This is a genomic window from Edwardsiella ictaluri ATCC 33202, assembly GCF_000264785.1.
GTDB lineage: Bacteria > Pseudomonadota > Gammaproteobacteria > Enterobacterales > Enterobacteriaceae > Edwardsiella > Edwardsiella ictaluri.
Map to the genome: position 1 here is coordinate 1 of NZ_AFJI01000038.1, position 16,802 is coordinate 16,802.

13 protein-coding genes are annotated in these 16,802 nt (G+C 61.3%); all 13 read left to right on the forward strand.

Annotated elements, in window-relative coordinates; genetic code table 11:
• Positions 1-197 (forward strand): hypothetical protein (locus EIEH_RS19495; protein WP_204365807.1); only part of this gene is annotated, 197 nt, incomplete at its 5' end.
• A gap of 115 nt (positions 198-312) precedes the next feature.
• On the forward strand, positions 313-1,818 hold the full coding sequence (locus EIEH_RS04760) for a CoA-acylating methylmalonate-semialdehyde dehydrogenase (protein WP_015871442.1): 1,506 nt from the start codon (positions 313-315) through the stop codon (positions 1,816-1,818).
• 11 nt (positions 1,819-1,829) lie between these two features.
• On the forward strand, positions 1,830-3,755 hold the full coding sequence (gene iolD / locus EIEH_RS04765; RefSeq protein WP_015871441.1) for a 3D-(3,5/4)-trihydroxycyclohexane-1,2-dione acylhydrolase (decyclizing): 1,926 nt from the start codon (positions 1,830-1,832) through the stop codon (positions 3,753-3,755).
• 275 nt (positions 3,756-4,030) lie between these two features.
• Complete coding sequence (gene iolG / locus EIEH_RS04770) at positions 4,031-5,017, forward strand: inositol 2-dehydrogenase (RefSeq protein WP_015871440.1); 987 nt, start codon at positions 4,031-4,033, stop codon at positions 5,015-5,017.
• Positions 5,018-5,055: 38 nt separating this feature from the next.
• Positions 5,056-5,985, forward strand: a complete 930-nt coding sequence (locus EIEH_RS04775; RefSeq protein WP_015871439.1) for a substrate-binding domain-containing protein — start codon at positions 5,056-5,058, stop codon at positions 5,983-5,985.
• 51 nt (positions 5,986-6,036) lie between these two features.
• Positions 6,037-7,584 (forward strand): sugar ABC transporter ATP-binding protein, encoded by a 1,548-nt coding sequence (locus EIEH_RS04780; protein WP_035608878.1) that lies wholly within the window; start codon positions 6,037-6,039, stop codon positions 7,582-7,584.
• 12 nt (positions 7,585-7,596) lie between these two features.
• Positions 7,597-8,625 (forward strand): ABC transporter permease, encoded by a 1,029-nt coding sequence (locus EIEH_RS04785; protein WP_015871437.1) that lies wholly within the window; start codon positions 7,597-7,599, stop codon positions 8,623-8,625.
• Positions 8,626-8,636: 11 nt separating this feature from the next.
• Positions 8,637-9,770, forward strand: a complete 1,134-nt coding sequence (locus EIEH_RS04790; protein WP_035608882.1) for a Gfo/Idh/MocA family protein — start codon at positions 8,637-8,639, stop codon at positions 9,768-9,770.
• Positions 9,771-9,782: 12 nt separating this feature from the next.
• On the forward strand, positions 9,783-11,687 hold the full coding sequence (locus EIEH_RS04795; RefSeq protein ID WP_015871435.1) for a bifunctional 5-dehydro-2-deoxygluconokinase/5-dehydro-2-deoxyphosphogluconate aldolase: 1,905 nt from the start codon (positions 9,783-9,785) through the stop codon (positions 11,685-11,687).
• Positions 11,688-11,701: 14 nt separating this feature from the next.
• The gene (gene iolE / locus EIEH_RS04800) at positions 11,702-12,592 is read left to right on the forward strand and encodes a myo-inosose-2 dehydratase (protein ID WP_015871434.1); all 891 of its coding nucleotides are present in this window, start codon (positions 11,702-11,704) and stop codon (positions 12,590-12,592) included.
• A 9-nt stretch (positions 12,593-12,601) separates the two neighbouring features.
• Positions 12,602-13,417 carry a 5-deoxy-glucuronate isomerase gene (gene iolB, locus EIEH_RS04805; protein WP_015871433.1) on the forward strand — a complete coding sequence of 272 codons (816 nt, stop codon included), beginning with the start codon at positions 12,602-12,604 and terminating at the stop codon, positions 13,415-13,417.
• Positions 13,418-13,626: 209 nt separating this feature from the next.
• The gene (locus EIEH_RS04810) at positions 13,627-15,660 is read left to right on the forward strand and encodes an alpha-amylase (protein ID WP_015871432.1); all 2,034 of its coding nucleotides are present in this window, start codon (positions 13,627-13,629) and stop codon (positions 15,658-15,660) included.
• A 218-nt stretch (positions 15,661-15,878) separates the two neighbouring features.
• On the forward strand, positions 15,879-16,766 hold the full coding sequence (gene htpX / locus EIEH_RS04815; RefSeq protein ID WP_012848501.1) for a protease HtpX: 888 nt from the start codon (positions 15,879-15,881) through the stop codon (positions 16,764-16,766).
• The last annotated feature ends 36 nt before the right edge of the window (positions 16,767-16,802 follow it).

Sequence of the window (16,802 nt, forward strand, 5' to 3'; positions counted from 1 at the left end):
TCGTTAAGTCCGGGAACTCAGGCGGCCATAACCCCGTTTCCGATGGCAGCGTAATACACTTTTTCGGCTTCAGCTGGCCCCACGATAACTCCGACGAATACATCAATGATAAATCCCACATAAGCGAAGCCCTGCCGGGTGCTGTCGAAGGTGAAATCTGCCACCCACAGCTGGTGAGATTCATATCGTTAACATAAAAACGCACTCCCGATCACAATAACTAATTTTTGTTTTATCGACATCTAAAATGAAATGTTTGTTTCATGTACGGTGTCCGGGTCACAGCCACATATCAATAGCGAGAGGTGCAGGATGGAGACGGCAGCGAATTTTATTCATGGCGAGTGTGTCACCGGTTCAGGCCAGCGGGTGCAGGCGATCTTCAATCCGGCCACCGGCGAACAGATCCGTCGAGTGGTGATGAGCACGGCGCAGGAAACAGAACAGGCCATTGTCGCCGCCGACCGGGCGTTTCCCGCCTGGGCCCGCCAGTCGCCGCTAAAGCGTGCGCGGGTGATGTTTCGCTTTAAGGCGCTGCTGGAGCAGCATATGGATACGTTGGCCCGGCTGATCAGCGAAGAGCATGGCAAGGTGTACTCTGATGCGGTGGGGGAGCTGACCCGCGGTCTTGAGGTGGTTGAGTTCGTCTGTGGGATAGCGCACCTGCAAAAAGGCGAACACTCTGCCAACGTGGGCACCGGCGTCGACAGCCACTCGCTGATGCAGCCGCTGGGCGTTTGCGCCGGGATCACGCCGTTTAACTTCCCGGCAATGGTGCCGATGTGGATGTTCCCCGTCGCGCTGGCGACCGGCAACACCTTTGTGCTTAAACCGTCAGAGAAAGCCCCTTCGCTGGCGTTGGCGCTGGCGAAACTGCTGCAGGAGGCCGGATTGCCGGACGGTGTGTTCAACGTCGTGCAGGGCGATAAGGAGTCCGTTGATTGCCTGCTGACGGATCCACGCATTCAGGCCGTGAGCTTTGTCGGCTCGACGCCGGTGGCTGAATACATTTATCAGACTGCATCCGCACACGGCAAACGCTGTCAGGCGCTCGGCGGGGCAAAAAACCACTGCATCCTGATGCCGGATGCAGATATGGAGATGGCGACCAGCGCGATCATGGGCGCCGCGTACGGCGCGGCAGGCGAACGCTGCATGGCGCTCTCCGTGGTGCTGGCGGTGGGTGATCGCGTGGCCGATGAATTATGCGCGCGGCTGGAGAGCCGGATTGCCGCGCTGCGGGTCGGGTCGGGGCTCGACCAAATGCCGGAAAATGAGATGGGACCGCTGATCTCCGCTGCCCATCGCAGCAAGGTGTTGGGCTATATCGACAGCGGCGCGGCGCAGGGCGCGACGCTGCGCGTTGACGGCCGCCGCTTTCATGTCAAAGGGTATGAGCAGGGGTATTTCGTCGGCCCTACGCTATTCGATAATGTGACCGCCGACATGACTATCTACCGGGAAGAGATTTTTGGCCCGGTGCTTTCTGTGGTGCGCGTTGCAGATTACGGCAGCGCGGTGGCGCTGATTAACCGCCATGAATACGGTAACGGCGCGGCTATCTTCACCCGCGACGGCGGCTGTGCACGGCGCTTCTGCGATGAGGTTCAGGCGGGGATGGTCGGCGTCAATGTTCCGATCCCGGTTCCCATGGCGTTTCACAGCTTCGGCGGCTGGAAGCGCTCTATTTTTGGTCCGCTCAACGTTCACGGTAACGACGGTGTACGCTTCTATACCCGGATGAAGACCGTTACCGCCCGCTGGCCTGAGATGCAACAGGATACCGGCGCCGCGTTCTCCATGCCGACGCTGGGCTGACAGGAGGGGTCATGAAAACCGAACGGATGACCATGGCGCAGGCGCTGGTCAAATTCCTTAATCAACAGTATGTCTGTGTCGACGGGCAGGAGACGCCCTTTGTGGAAGGGGTAGCGACAATTTTCGGCCACGGCAATGTGCTCGGTATCGGGCAGGCGCTGGAGCAGGATGCGGGTCACCTGAAGGTTATGCAGGGCTGCAACGAGCAGGGGATGGCGCATATGGCGACCGGGTTCGCGAAGCAGCACCGCCGTCTGCGCATTTTTGCCGTTACCTCGTCGGTTGGGCCGGGGGCGGCCAACATGGTAACGGCGGCGGCTACCGCCACGGCGAACCGTATTCCGCTGCTGCTGCTGCCGGGAGATATCTACGCCAGCCGCCAGCCGGACCCGGTGCTGCAGCAAATCGAGCAGTTCCACGATCTGAGCATCAGCACCAACGATTGCTTTCGTCCGGTCTCCCGCTACTGGGATCGAATCAACCGCCCGGAGCAGCTGATGAGCGCGATGCTGAACGCCATGCGTACGCTCACCGACCCGGCGGCCACCGGCGCGGTGACGATTTGCCTACCGCAGGACGTGCAGGGGGAGGCCTGGGATTACCCGCACAGCTTCTTCGCCCGCCGCGTGCATTACATTGAACGCCGCCCGCCGGACGTGCAGCGTCTGGCGATGGCACAGGCACTGATTGCCCGCAAGCGCAGGCCGCTGGTGGTGTGCGGTGGCGGGGTTCGCTACTCGGGCGCTCACGATACATTTCGCGAGTTTGTCGAGACGCTGCAGCTGCCGTTTGCCGAAACGCAGGCCGGAAAAGGGGCGCTGGCAAGCGATCATCCGCTGAACCTCGGTGGAATTGGCGTCACCGGCGGGCTGGCGGCGAATCAGCTGGCGCCGCAGTCGGATTTGGTGATCGGTGTCGGTACACGCCTGAGCGATTTCACCACCGGTTCGAAGGCGCTGTTTTCCCACCCTGATGTCGACTTCCTGCTGCTCAACGTTGCGGAGTTCGACGCACTCAAGCTCGACGCCACGGCGCTGGTGGCCGATGCCCGCGTCGGGCTTTCGGCGTTGACGGCGGCGCTTGCCGGTTACCGAAGCCAGTGGGGCGACGCGGTTTGCCGGGCGATGGCGGCCTGGCGCAACGAGTGCTGCCGTCTGTGGACGCGGACATGGTCGCCCGGTGAGGTGCCGGAAATCGCCGGACATCTTGATGCGCTGCTGGGCGAGTATGGCGAGACGCTCAACACCCGTCTGACCCAGACGCGGGTGCTGGGGCTTATCAACCAGCATATTGAAGAGGACGCCATCGTGGTCGGTGCGGCGGGCTCTCTGCCGGGGGATCTGCAGCGTCTGTGGCAGGTGAAGACGCCCGACAGCTACCATCTGGAGTACGGCTACTCCTGCATGGGCTATGAGATTGCCGCCGCCATTGGCGCTAAGCTCGCCATGCCGCAGCAGCCGGTCTATGCCATGGTGGGCGACGGCTCGTACATGATGCTGCACTCTGAGCTGCAAACGGCAGTGCAGGAGGGAATTAAGATTAGCGTGCTGCTGTTTGATAACGCCGGGTTTGGCTGCATCAACAACCTGCAGATGGGGCATGGCATCGGCAGCTTTGGCACAGAGAGCCGTCAGCGCAATCCGCAAACCGGGCGGCTGGACGGTCCGCTGGTGAAGGTGGATTTCGCACAGAACGCCGAAAGCTACGGCTGCCGTGCATGGCGGGTACACGATGAGTCAAGTCTGCTGGCGGCGCTGGCGGCGTCCCGGCAGCATCCCGGGCCGACGCTTATCGATATCAAGGTGTTGCCAAAGACCATGACGCACGACTATGCCGCCTGGTGGCGAACCGGTGATGCGCAGGTTGCAACATCGCCCGCGGTACGTGACGCGGCGGAGCAGACACAAAACCGGGTGAAAAGCGCGCGCCAGTATTGAGTTTTCCAGCGCGACGAAATCTTTATTCCATTCTCTCTTTTCCGCGTGCCCCCACTCCCCAAAAGGGCGTGGGGGCACGCGCAGTTGCGGCCGTATCCTCTCTCTCCGACTGACGTGTGCAAAATGTTGTGATTTTGATGGCATAATTTGTCATGATTTTTGAAAAAATGTTAGCCTTGGCGCAAAAACATAATTTCCAATTTTTATTAAAATGAAATGAATGTTTTATTTGTGGGTGCGTTAGTTCACCGTATTCACCCACACCAGGAGCCGCTATGTTTAACATTGCTTTACTGGGCGCTGGCCGCATCGGTCAGGTACATGCAGCTAACATCGCCATCCACCAACAGACGACGCTATGGTCCGTCGTCGATCCCAACCATGAGTTTGCCGCGCGTCTGGCCGCGCAGTATCAGGCCCGTCAGCAGAGCCTCGACGAGGCGATGACCGACCCCGACGTACACGCGGTACTGATCGCCTCTGCAACCGATACCCATGCCGATCTGATTGCGCTGGCCGCCCGCCACGGCAAAGCCATCTTCTGCGAGAAACCGGTTCATCTGGATCTGGCGCGGGTGCGTGACTGTCTGAAGGTGGTCAAGAAGTACCACGTTCCTCTGTTTATCGGCTTTAACCGCCGTTTCGACCCGCAGTTCCGCCGCGTTAAAACCGACGCGCGGGCCGGGCGCATCGGTACACCGGAGTCGCTGGTGATTATCTCCCGCGATCCCTCGCCGCCGCCGTCGGACTATGTGCGGGTGTCCGGTGGCATGTTCCGCGATATGACCATCCACGATTTTGATATGGCGCGCTTTATCATGGGCGAAGAGCCGGTATCGGTGTACGCCCAGGGCAGCAATCTGGTTGACCCGGCTATCGGTGCCGCGGGCGATATCGATACCGCGTTGATCGTACTGAAGTACGCCTCCGGTGCGCTGGCGACCATCGTTAACAGCCGCCGCTCGGCCTATGGCTACGATCAGCGCCTTGAGCTGCACGGCTCCGAAGGGCTGCTCTGCGTGGGCAATATTCTGGAAAACCAGGTGCAGCACTATGGTCCAAACGGCGCTACCCAGGCGCTGCCTGAGCACTTTTTCCTGCAACGCTACCGATCTGCCTACGCCGCGGAGTGGGATCACTTTGTCGCCGTTCTGCGCGGTGACGCGGCGCCTGAATGCAGCGGTGATGACGGTGAGCGGGCGCTGTATCTGGCGGATAAAGCGTTGGAGTCGCTGCTCTGCCAGCGAGAGGTCTCCCTCTAAGAAGCGTAATAACTTTCCCTACACAGAGAGACATCACAATGAAAAAACTGATCTTTGCCGCCCTTATCACCGTGATATCCGGAGCGGTTCAGGCCGAGAACGAGCAGATTGTTTTCAGTACGCCAAACCTGGCGATGCCGTTTGAGGTTCACATGCAGCGCACGGCGGTCAAAGCCGCCAGGGAGATGGGGGTGAAGCTGCAGGTACTGGACGGGCTGGGTAGTTCGCCAAAGCAGGTGGCTGACCTTGAAAACGCCATCACCCGTGGTGCACAGGGGTTTATCGTGTCACCCAATGACGTTAACGCCGTTTCCGGCGCGGTTGATGAGATCCAGGCCGCCAGGCTGCCGGTGGTGACCCTCGACCGCTCCGTCGACAGTCAGAATAAGGTGCCGCACTTCGGCGCAAACAACTACAAAGGTGGCCAGGCCATTGGCGACTTTGTGAAGAGCCAGTTCCCCAACGGCGCGGACATTATTCTGCTGACCGGGCAGCCGGGCTCGTCGTCTAACATCGAGCGTAGCAAGGGGATCCGCGACAGCCTGAAGGCGGGGGGGGATAAGTACAAAATCGTCACCGATCAGACAGGTAACTGGATGCGCTCTGAAGGGATGCGCATTGTCGAGAGCGTCCTGCCATCGCTGGCCCGGCGTCCACAGGTGATCCTCTCTGCCAACGATGATATGGCGCTGGGCGCGATTGAGGCGCTGCAGAGCCAGGGACTCAAGCCGGGCGATGTGCTGGTGACGGGCTTTGACGCCGTGCCGGAAGCCCTGGCGCGGGTGCGCGACGGCTGGATGGCGGTGACGGCCGATCAGCGTCCGGGCTATGCGGTGCAGACAGCCATGAGCCAGCTGGTGGCCAGCGTGCGTGAGAAGCAGGCGATCGTTGGCGCAGACTATCCGCCGACGCTTATCACCCGTGAAAACCTGCAGCAGGCCGAGCGGATTAACGAGGCCGGTAACTGATTTGTCCTGGGCTGCCACGGCGGTGGCCCACTATGAAGAAGGAGCAGGCCGATGTCGCAACCTTTACTCAATGTCACCCATCTGGCGAAAAGCTTCTCTGGCGTCTGGGCGCTGAGCAGCGCGCAGCTGAGCGTTGGCGTGGGTGAAATCCACGCGCTGCTGGGGGAGAACGGCGCGGGAAAATCCACGCTGTTGAAGGCGCTGGCCGGGGCGCAGCCGCAGACGAGCGGCGAAATCTGGTTTAACGGTGCAGAGCTTCCGGTGGATGAGTCGCCGATCGAGCGGCAGAACAGGGGCATTATTACCATCTACCAGGAATTTAACCTGCTGCCCAATATGACCGTCGCGGAAAATATGTTCCTCGGCCGCGAGCCGCGTAAGCGCAATCTGATCGTCGATGAAAAGGCGGTAAACCAGGAGGCGCAGGTGATCTTGAGCTACCTGCAGCTCAACATTGCGCCGACGACGCCGGTGGCGCGCCTGAGCGTGGCACAGCAGCAAATGGTGGAGATCGCCCGCGCGCTGACGCTGAATGCCAAACTGATCATTATGGATGAACCGTCTGCAGCGCTGAGCGACAGCGAAGTGGAAAGCCTGCACCGGGTGGTGCGGGAGCTCAGAGACCGGGGGGTGAGCATTATTTATGTCACCCACCGCCTGCACGAAGTGTTTCAGCTCTGCGACAACTTTACCGTGTTTCAAGACGGCCGCTTTACCGGCACCGGCGCGGTGGCGGGCACTACCGTAGAGCAGTTGATCCGCCTGATGGTCGGGCGTGATGTGGCGTTTAACCGCCGTCCGTCCAGCGAAACCCACCATGAAGATAAACCCGTGCGCCTGGCGGTGAAAGGGCTGTGCCGTGAAAAGCCGCCGCTGGATCCGCACGGTATTGCGCTGCATGACATCAGTTTCCACGTTCATGCAGGCGAGGTGCTGGGCATCGCCGGGCTGGTCGGCGCCGGGCGTAGTGAAGTGGCCCGTTGCCTGTTCGGCGCCGACGGTTTCAGCTCTGGCCGGTTTGAGCTCGATGGTGTGGTCTATCAGCCACACAGCCCGTTGTATGCCCTTGCCCAGGGGATTGCGCTGGTGCCGGAGGATCGCAAAAAAGAGGGGGCGGTGCTGGGGCTGTCTATTCGCGACAATCTGTCGCTCTCCTCTCTCTCCTCGCTGCTGCGCTGGCGCTATTTTGTGAACACCCGTAAAGAGGATGCGCTGATCGCCACTTATCGTCAGGCGCTGCAGATCAAAATGGTGAACAGCGATCAGGCGGTACGCAAGCTCTCCGGCGGCAACCAGCAGAAAGTCATTCTCGCGCGCTGTATGGCGCTCAATCCACGGGTGCTTATCGTGGATGAGCCGACCCGGGGCATTGATGTCGGCACCAAGTCAGAAGTGCATCAGGTGCTGTTTGATATGGCAAAGCAGGGGGTGGCGGTGATCGTGATTTCGTCCGATCTGCCAGAGGTGATGGCGGTGTCCGATCGCATTATTACCCTCAGCGAAGGTCGGGTGACGGGCGAAATTCACGGCGATGATGCCACCGAAGAGCGCCTCATGATGATGATGGCCATCAACCACAACGCCCTGAACGCGGCATAACGGAGCTTCCTCATGACGCAGATGACGTCCAAAACGCCGACGCCGGTAACGCGTACGGGCCGGTTCGATCCCATCGCTTTCTTCGAGCGCTTCGGGGTGCTGATTTTTATGATCCTGCTGCTGATTTTCTTTCAGTCGCAGAACGGCAATTTTTTCTCTGAGCGCAATATCGTCAATATTCTGACCGAGGTATCCATCTACGGGATCATGGCGGTGGGGATGACGTTTGTCATCCTGACCGCAGGAATAGACCTGTCCGTCGGCTCCATCCTGGCGGTCTGCGCCATGACCGCGGCTTACGTTATCAAAGGTGACAACTTCACCACCGTTGATGTCAGCGCCTGGGGCGGCATGAGCTGGCTGATTGGGCTGGGGATCTGTCTGTCGATGGGTACGGTAATTGGTTTCCTGCATGGCCTCGGCGTGACCCGCCTGCGCCTGCCGCCGTTTATCGTCACCCTCGGCGGGATGACCATCTGGCGTGGGCTGACGCTGGTGATTAACGACGGTGCGCCGATCGCCGGTTTTGATCCCGGTTACCGCTGGTGGGGGCGCGGCGAGCTGATCGGTATCTCTATTCCTATCTGGATCTTCGCACTGGTGGCCATTGGCGGCTATCTGGCGTTGCATAAAACACGCTGGGGCCGCTTTGTGTATGCCATCGGCGGTAACCCGGAGGCCGCGCGCCTGGCCGGGGTCAACGTCAAACGCGTGCTGGTGAGCGTCTATGTGCTGATCGGCTGCCTGGCAGGGCTGGCGGGGTTTATCCTCAGTGCGCGTCTGGGTAGCGCCGAGGCGGTCGCCGGGATCTCGTTTGAGCTGCGCGTGATTGCCTCGGTGGTGATCGGCGGGACGTCGCTGATGGGCGGCTATGGCCGCATCGGCGGCACCATTATCGGCTCGATCATTATGGGTATCCTGATTAACGGTCTGGTGCTGATGAACGTGTCCGCCTACTACCAACAAATTATTACCGGGCTAATTATCATACTGGCCGTTGCCTTTGACACTTACGCCAAGAGCCGGCGCGGCGCACTGTGAGGAGACGGATGATGAAAGAGGTACGCATTGGGTTAATCGGTACCGGCTACATTGGCAGGGCGCATGCCATTGCCTATGCCCAGGCGCCGGTGGTGTTCAATCTACGCGGCAGGCTGGTGCGTGAAATGGTGGCGGAGGTCACCCCGACGCTGGCGGCAGAGCGGGCGCAGGCCCTTGGCTTTAACCGCGCCACCGGCGACTGGCGTGCGCTGGTGGCCGACCCGAACGTCGATGTGGTGGACATCTGCTCGCCGAACCATCTGCATAAAGAGATGGCGCTGGAGGCGATACATCACGGCAAACATGTCTACTCGGAAAAGCCGCTGGCGCTCAATGCTGCTGATGCCCGTGAAATGGTTGATGCGGCACAGCGGGCCGGAGTGAAAACGCTGATCGGCTTCAACTACATGAAAAATCCAACGGCCAAACTGGCGAAAGAGATCATCTCCCGCGGGGAAATCGGTGAAGTGATCCACTTTTATGGAACCCACAACGAAGACTATATGGCTGATCCGCAGGCCCCCATCCACTGGCACTGCTTTACGAAAACCGCCGGACTTGGCGCGCTGGGCGACCTGGCCGCGCACATCGTCAACATGGCGCACTATCTGGTTGGCGATATCGAACAGGTCTGTGGCGATCTGAAAATTGTCGTGCCTGATCGCCCTGCGCATGCCGGTTCGTCGCAGAGGGTGGCGGTGGAAAACGAAGATCAGGCGCATGCGATGGTGCGCTTCGCCAGCGGCGCGCTGGGGGTGATAGAAGCCTCACGGGTCGCCTGTGGGCGCAAGATGGGGCTGTCGTATCTCATTACCGGCACCAAAGGCGCCATCCGTTTTACCCAGGAGCGGATGGCGGAGCTGCAGCTGTATCTGCATGAGGATCCGGTGAGTCGTCAGGGTTTCCGCACGCTGCTGGTAGGGCCTGCGCACCCGGAGTACGCCGCGTTCTGTCTGGGAGCGGGACACGGTATCGGCTTTAACGATCAAAAAACGGTGGAGATCCGCGACCTGGTGAATGGCATCGCCGCCGATGCGCCCCTGTGGCCGGATTTCGCCGAGGGTTGGAAGGTGTCGCGGGTGCTTGACGCTATCGCCCTCTCTCATCGCGAAGGCCGCTGGCTGAACGTGACTGACATTGTTTGACGAGGTATCAACGTGGAAAAGCAGTTTGATGTGATATGCATGGGGCGGGTCGCCGTTGATCTCTACAGCCAGCAGATTGGCGCGAGGCTTGAAGATGCGTCGGGTTTTGCCAAATACCTCGGCGGATCGTCGGGAAACGTCGCCTATGGCACGGCGCGCCAGGGGCTGCGCTCATCGATGCTGGCGCGGGTCGGCGATGAACATATGGGGCGCTTCCTGCGCGAGGAGCTCCGTCAGGCCGGCTGCGATACCCGCCATCTGATCATCGATAAAGAGCGGCTGACGGCGCTGGTGCTGCTCGGCATCAAGGATCAGGACACCTTCCCGCTGATTTTTTACCGCGACAACTGCGCCGACATGGCGATCAGCGCAGACGACGTAGATGAGGCGTACATTGCCTCGTCCCGCTGCCTGGCGATTACCGGCACGCACCTGTCCCATCCGCAAACCCGCGAGGCGGTGCTGACGGCACTGGGTTACGCCCGTCGTCACGGCGTGCGCACGGTGTTGGATATCGACTACCGTCCGGTGCTCTGGGGGCTGACCTCGCTGGGTGACGGCGAAACACGGTTTATCGCCGCCGATCGGGTGAGCCGTGAGCTACAGGAGGTGCTGCACCTGTTCGACGTTATCGTCGGCACTGAGGAGGAGTTCCACATCGCGGGCGGCAGCATCGACACGCTACAGGCACTGACGCAGGTGAGACGCGTCAGTCCGGCGACGCTGGTGTGCAAGCGTGGCGCGCGGGGTTGCTCGGTGTATACCGATGCGATTCCGCCCCGCCTTGATGACGGCCTGACCGTTACCGGCGTCCGGGTGGCGATCCTCAACGTGCTGGGTGCCGGGGATGCGTTTATGTCCGGACTGCTGCGGGGCTACCTCAACGATGAAGGCTGGGAGCAGAGCTGCCGCTATGCCAATGCCTGCGGTGCGCTGGTGGTATCACGCCACGGCTGTTCGCCCGCCATGCCGAGCAAAATCGAGCTTGATGACTATCTGTCACGCGAGCGCGACGTTCCGCGACCGGATCTCGACCCGCGCCTTAACCATTTGCACCGGGTAACCACCCGTCGCCGCGAGTGGTCTGAGCTATGCGTGATGGCGTTTGACCACCGCAGCCAGCTTGAAGAGATGGCGATGCAGTGCGGCGCCAGCCTGAAGCGTATCCCCGTGCTGAAAACGCTGATCCTGCAGGCCAGCCGCGCAGCGGCGCAGTGTGCCGGGCTTGCGGGAAGGGCCGGGCTGCTGTGCGATGGCACCTTCGGACAGGATGCGCTGAACGCCATAACCGGCGAGGGCTGGTGGATCGGGCGGCCCATTGAGCTGCCGGGATCACGACCGCTGGAGATGGAGCACGGCAATATTGGCACCCAGCTGATCAGCTGGCCGCAGGAGCACGTGGTGAAGTGTCTGGTTCTCTACCACCCGGAGGATGTACATGCCCTGCGCCTGGCGCAGGAGCGGAGCGTGGCGGAGGTCTACCGCGCCTGCTGCCAGTCCGGGCATGAGCTGCTGCTGGAGCTGATTTTACCGCCCGATATGTCACACAGTGACGATCTCTATCTGCGGGCGGTTTCCCGCTTCTACAACCTGGGGGTTTACCCCGACTGCTGGAAGCTGCCGCCGCTCTCCTCTGCGGGATGGTCGGCGCTGGAAGCGATCATCGAACGGCGCGATCCGCACTGCCGCGGCGTGCTTATTCTCGGCCTTGATGCCCCGGCGGAAGAGTTGCGTGCCGGGTTTAACGCCGCGGCCGACCACGCGTGGGTAAAAGGGTTTGCCGTGGGCCGCACGCTGTTTGGCGACGCCGCCCGCGCGTGGCTGAGGCAGGATATCGACGATGCGCAGCTGGTGGCGCGCATTCGGGACAACTACCTGCAGCTTATCGCCTGGTGGCGCGAGCGTGGGCAAGCATAATTAAGGAGAAGGGTATGGCTGTGCAATTAGGTATTAATCCGCTGACATGGACCAACGACGATCTCCCGTCTCTCGGCGCGGAGACGTCGCTTGAGACCTGCCTGAGCGAGGGGAAAGCAGCCGGGTTCGCCGGTTTTGAGCTGGGCAATAAATTCCCGCGTGAAGCGAGGTTGCTCGGGCCCATCCTGCAGCGCCACGATCTGCAGCTGGTCTCCGGCTGGTACTCGGGCCGTCTGCTGGAGCGCAGCGTAGAGGAGGAGATCGCCGCGGTGCAGCCGCACCTGACGCTGCTGTGCGAACTGGGCGCCAAGGTGATGGTGTTTGCCGAGGTGACGCATTGTATCCACGGTGAACAGCAGACGCCGGTGCACCTGCGCCCGCGTTTTCCGCAGACGCGCTGGGCGGAATACGGTGAGAAGCTGACCGCTTTCGCCCGCTACACTCAGCGGCAAGGGGTGCAGATTGCCTATCATCACCATATGGGGACGGTGATTGAATCCGCCGAAGATGTGGATAGCCTGATGCGCCATAGCGGTGACGAGGTCGGGCTGCTGCTGGATACCGGCCATCTGACCTTTGCGGGCGCAGACCCGCTGCGGGTCGCCCGACGCTGGGCGTCGCGGATTAATCACGTCCACTGCAAGGACGTGCGCGCCGATGTACTGACAGAGGTGAAAAACCGTAAAACCAGCTTTCTCGACGCGGTGCTGAGCGGTGTGTTCACGGTGCCGGGCGATGGCTGTGTCAACTATGCGCCGCTCATGTCACTGCTGAAAGAGCATCAATATCAGGGCTGGCTGGTGGTGGAGGCCGAGCAGGATCCGGCGGTCGCCCATCCATTGACCTACGCGCGTCTGGGGTATAACAACCTGAGCCGTCTGGCGCGTGAGGCCGGGCTTATCTGAGGAGGCGATATGTCACGTTTACTTTCGCGCTGGCAGCCGCCGGACGCACAAGGGTGCACCCAATCCATTACGCCAGAGCGTGCGGGCTGGGGCCATGTTGGCTTTGCGGTGTTTGAACTGGAGGCGGGGCGGCAGTTAACGCTGCCTGCAGTCAGTGAAGAGCGCTGCCTGGTGCTGGTGGCCGGTCGGGCCTCCATCACTGCACCGACCGCGCGGTTCGCCAATATCGGCGAGCGGATGAGCCCGTTCGAGCGGAAAAAACCGTGGGCGGTATACGTCGCGCCCGGCGAAACCGTGCAGGTACAGGCCGAGACCCGGCTTGAGCTGGCGGTGTGCGCCGCGCCCAGCCAAGGTACCTGGCCGACCCGGCTGATCGCGCCGCAGGATATCGATGCCGAAGCCCGCGGCAAGGGAAACAACCGGCGCTATGTGCACAACATTCTGCCGCAGGATAAACCCGCGGACAGCCTGCTGGTGGTGGAGGTATGGACTGACGAAGGCTGTACCAGTTCCTATCCCAGCCATAAGCATGATACCGACAACCCACCGCAGGAAACCTGCCTTGAGGAGACCTATTACCACCGCCTCAATCCGGAGCAGGGATTCTGTATGCAGCGGGTATATACCGACGATCGGGCGCTTGATGAGTGCATGGCGGTGTACAACCGCGACGTGGTGATGGTGCCGCAGGGGTATCACCCGGTGGCGACGATGGCGGGCTACGACAGCTATTACCTCAACGTCATGGCCGGTCCGGTACGGCGCTGGATGTTCACCTGGGAGGCGTGTCATGGCTGGATTAATCAGGATTATCCGCGCAAGTAATGCGTGGATGATATCCGGCTGGGTCCCACCAGGGTGTGGCGATACTTCGTCATACACGGCTTTATTGTTTTACGGCGCGCAAAGGTGAGGGGGAATGACGCCGCGGCGTCTGGCGTCAGCTCCGCCCCCACCATCCTCCCCCCGGCGGGATGAGCCGCCGGCCCGGCTCCCGTGGCACACTGTGATGGTCACAGTCACAGGAGCCGATGATGAAATACGCCATTCTCGCCGCACTATTGTTGCCGGTGGCCGCCGGGGCCGACTGGCGATCGCCCGTGTTTCCCCGGTTCGCCGCCGTGGGCGAGGGGGTTTTCAGCGCCAGCCAGGCGCTGGCCAAAGGCGAGGCGCCGCTGCAGCTGTATCAGGCCGATCGCTGCTGGCAGCCCAGCGGCACGATCCGGCTGAATCAGACGCTCTCGCTGATGCCGTGCCAGGGTGAGGCGCCGCGATGGCGGCGCTTTCGGGATGGTCGCTATCAGGCCCGGGTCGATACCCGCCCGGGAACGCCGACGCTGATGCTGTCCGTTCAGGATGAGGCAGTGCAGCGGGCGGCGGCGCCCGTGCGTCCCTGTCCGCGTTGGAATGGCCGCCCGCTGCGGGTACCGGTCGATCAGGCGTTTAGCGAAGGCAGCCGGGTGCGCGATTTTTACAGTGGAGAGGTTGCCCGCGTCACCCAAGGCACGGTGACCCTGCAGCCGGCGCCGGGCAGCAACGGGCTGCTGCTGCTCGAGTCAGCTGAAACTGCGGGGCCGGCGGCATTCGACTGGCACAATGCGACGGTCTATTTTGTCCTGGTCGATCGCTTCGCCAACGGTGATCCCAGCAACGATAATAGCTATGGCCGCCAGCAGGACGGGATGCAGGAGATCGGGACCTTTCACGGCGGCGATTTGCGCGGGTTGACCGGAAAGCTCGACTATCTCCAGCGTCTGGGGGTCAATGTCCTGTGGATCAGCTCACCCCTTGAGCAGATCCACGGCTGGGTGGGTGGCGGTAGCCGGGGCGACTTCCCGCACTATGCCTATCATGGCTACTACCCGCTGGACTGGACGCGGCTGGATGCCAATATGGGCAGCGAGCAGGATCTGCGGGCGCTGGTGGAGGGGGCGCACCGGCGCGGTATCCGGGTGCTGTTCGATGTGGTGATGAATCATACCGGTTACGCGACGCTGGCGGATATGCAGCAGTACCGGTTCGGCGCGCTGTTCCTGCAGGGGGAGACGCTGCGGCAAACGCTGGGCACCCATTGGAGTGACTGGCGGCCGGGGCGGGGTCAGACGTGGCATAGCTTTAATGACTATATTGATTTTGGCAATCGCACGGCGTGGGCGCGCTGGTGGGGGAAGGGGTGGATCCGTACCGATATCGGCGACTATGACGCCCCGGGATTCGATGATTTTACGCTGTCGCTCTCTTTTTTGCCGGATGTAAAAACCGAGTCCAGCGTGGCATCCGGTTTGCCGCGCTTTTATCGGCATAAGCCGGATACCCGCGCCCGGGAGATCCCAGGCTATACGCCGCGGGACTATCTGACCCGCTGGCTCAGTCAGTGGGTGCGTGAATACGGCATCGATGGCTTTCGCATCGATACGGCAAAGCACGTAGAGCTGGCGGCCTGGCAGCAGCTGAAGCAGCAGGCCAGCGCGGCCTTGGCCGAATGGAAGCGGGCGAATCCGCAGCAGGCGTTGGACGCTGCCCCCTTCTGGATGACCGGCGAGGCCTGGGGGCACGGCGTGATGCGCAGCGCCTATTATCGTCACGGTTTCGATGCGATGATCAATTTTGACTATCAGGAGCAGGCGGAGCGGGCGCAGGCGTGTCTGGCCGATATCGATCCGCTGTGGCAGCAGATGGCCGCGCAGCTGCAGGATTTTAACGTGCTGAGCTATCTGTCATCCCATGATACCCACCTATTTCGCAGCGGCGGCAGCCGAGCCGCGGAGCTGCTGCTGCTGGCGCCGGGCGCGGTGCAGATTTTCTACGGCGATGAGTCGGGGCGTCCGCTGGGGCCCACGGGCTCCGATCCGCTGCAGGGCACCCGTTCGGATATGAATTGGCAGGATATCCACGGCCCGGCGGCGGCGCAGGTCGCACACTGGCAGCGCCTGGGGCAGTTCCGCGCCCGTCATCCCGCTATCGGCAAAGGGGAGCAGACGACCATCGCGATGCCGCAGGGCTACGGTTTTATCCGCAACGACGGGCGGGATCGGGTGATGGTGATCTGGGCCGGTCAGCAGGAGTAGCGTCAGCTGCGTCAGTTGTTACAAAAATTCTGAGGCGCAGCTCCGGCAACCATTTGATTTTTGCCGGGCCAGTGTGAAAAGTCGTCGCCATTCGCAGCGTAAATGTAAAGTTGTGTTTCTTTACCCCGTTATTGCACCGTAGCCCTTGAAACCGGCGCAGATGGCCTTACCATCTGATCATCGCATGGTGCGATATGTTTGAGAGGATTGATGACGATATGATGCGTATTGCTTTGTTCCTGTTGACCAACCTGGCCGTGATGCTGGTGTTCGGTCTGGTGCTGAGCCTGACAGGCATTCGTTCCAGCAGCGTGCAGGGACTGATGATCATGGCACTGCTGTTCGGTTTTGGCGGCTCCATTGTTTCTCTGCTGATGTCCAAGTGGATGGCGCTGCGCTCCGTTGGCGGCGAGGTGATTGAGCAGCCGCGCAATGAAACCGAACGCTGGCTGGTCGAGACGGTACGCCGTCAGGCCCAGCAGGCCGGTATCGGCATGCCGCAGGTTGCCATCTATCACGCTCCGGATATCAATGCGTTCGCCACCGGCGCCCGGCGCGATGCCTCGCTGGTCGCGGTGAGCACCGGCCTGCTGCAGAGCATGAGCCGCGATGAGGCCGAGGCGGTGCTGGCACATGAGATCAGCCATGTCGCCAACGGCGACATGGTGACGATGACGCTGGTGCAGGGGGTGGTGAACACCTTCGTGATCTTTATTTCCCGCCTGATAGCCCAGGTGGCGGCAGGTTTTCTCTCTGGCAACCGCGATGAGGGTGAGGGCGAGAGCAGCGGCAACCCGATGATCTATTTCGCCGTTTCCATGGTGTTGGAGCTGGTGTTTGGCATTCTGGCCAGCATCATTACCATGTGGTTCTCGCGCTACCGTGAGTTTCGCGCCGATGCCGGGTCAGCCGGCCTGGTCGGTCGCGAGAAGATGATCGCTGCGCTACAGCGTCTGAAGACCAGCTATGAGCCGCAGGAAGCCGGCAGCATGATGGCTTTCTGTATCAACGGTCGTGGTAATCGTACCTTTGGCGAGCTGTTCCTGTCGCATCCGCCGCTGGATAAGCGCATCGAGGCGCTGCGCAGCGGCCAGTATCTGAAGTAATGACCGATCGCACGTCGCGCGCGGCGGTGTGACTTA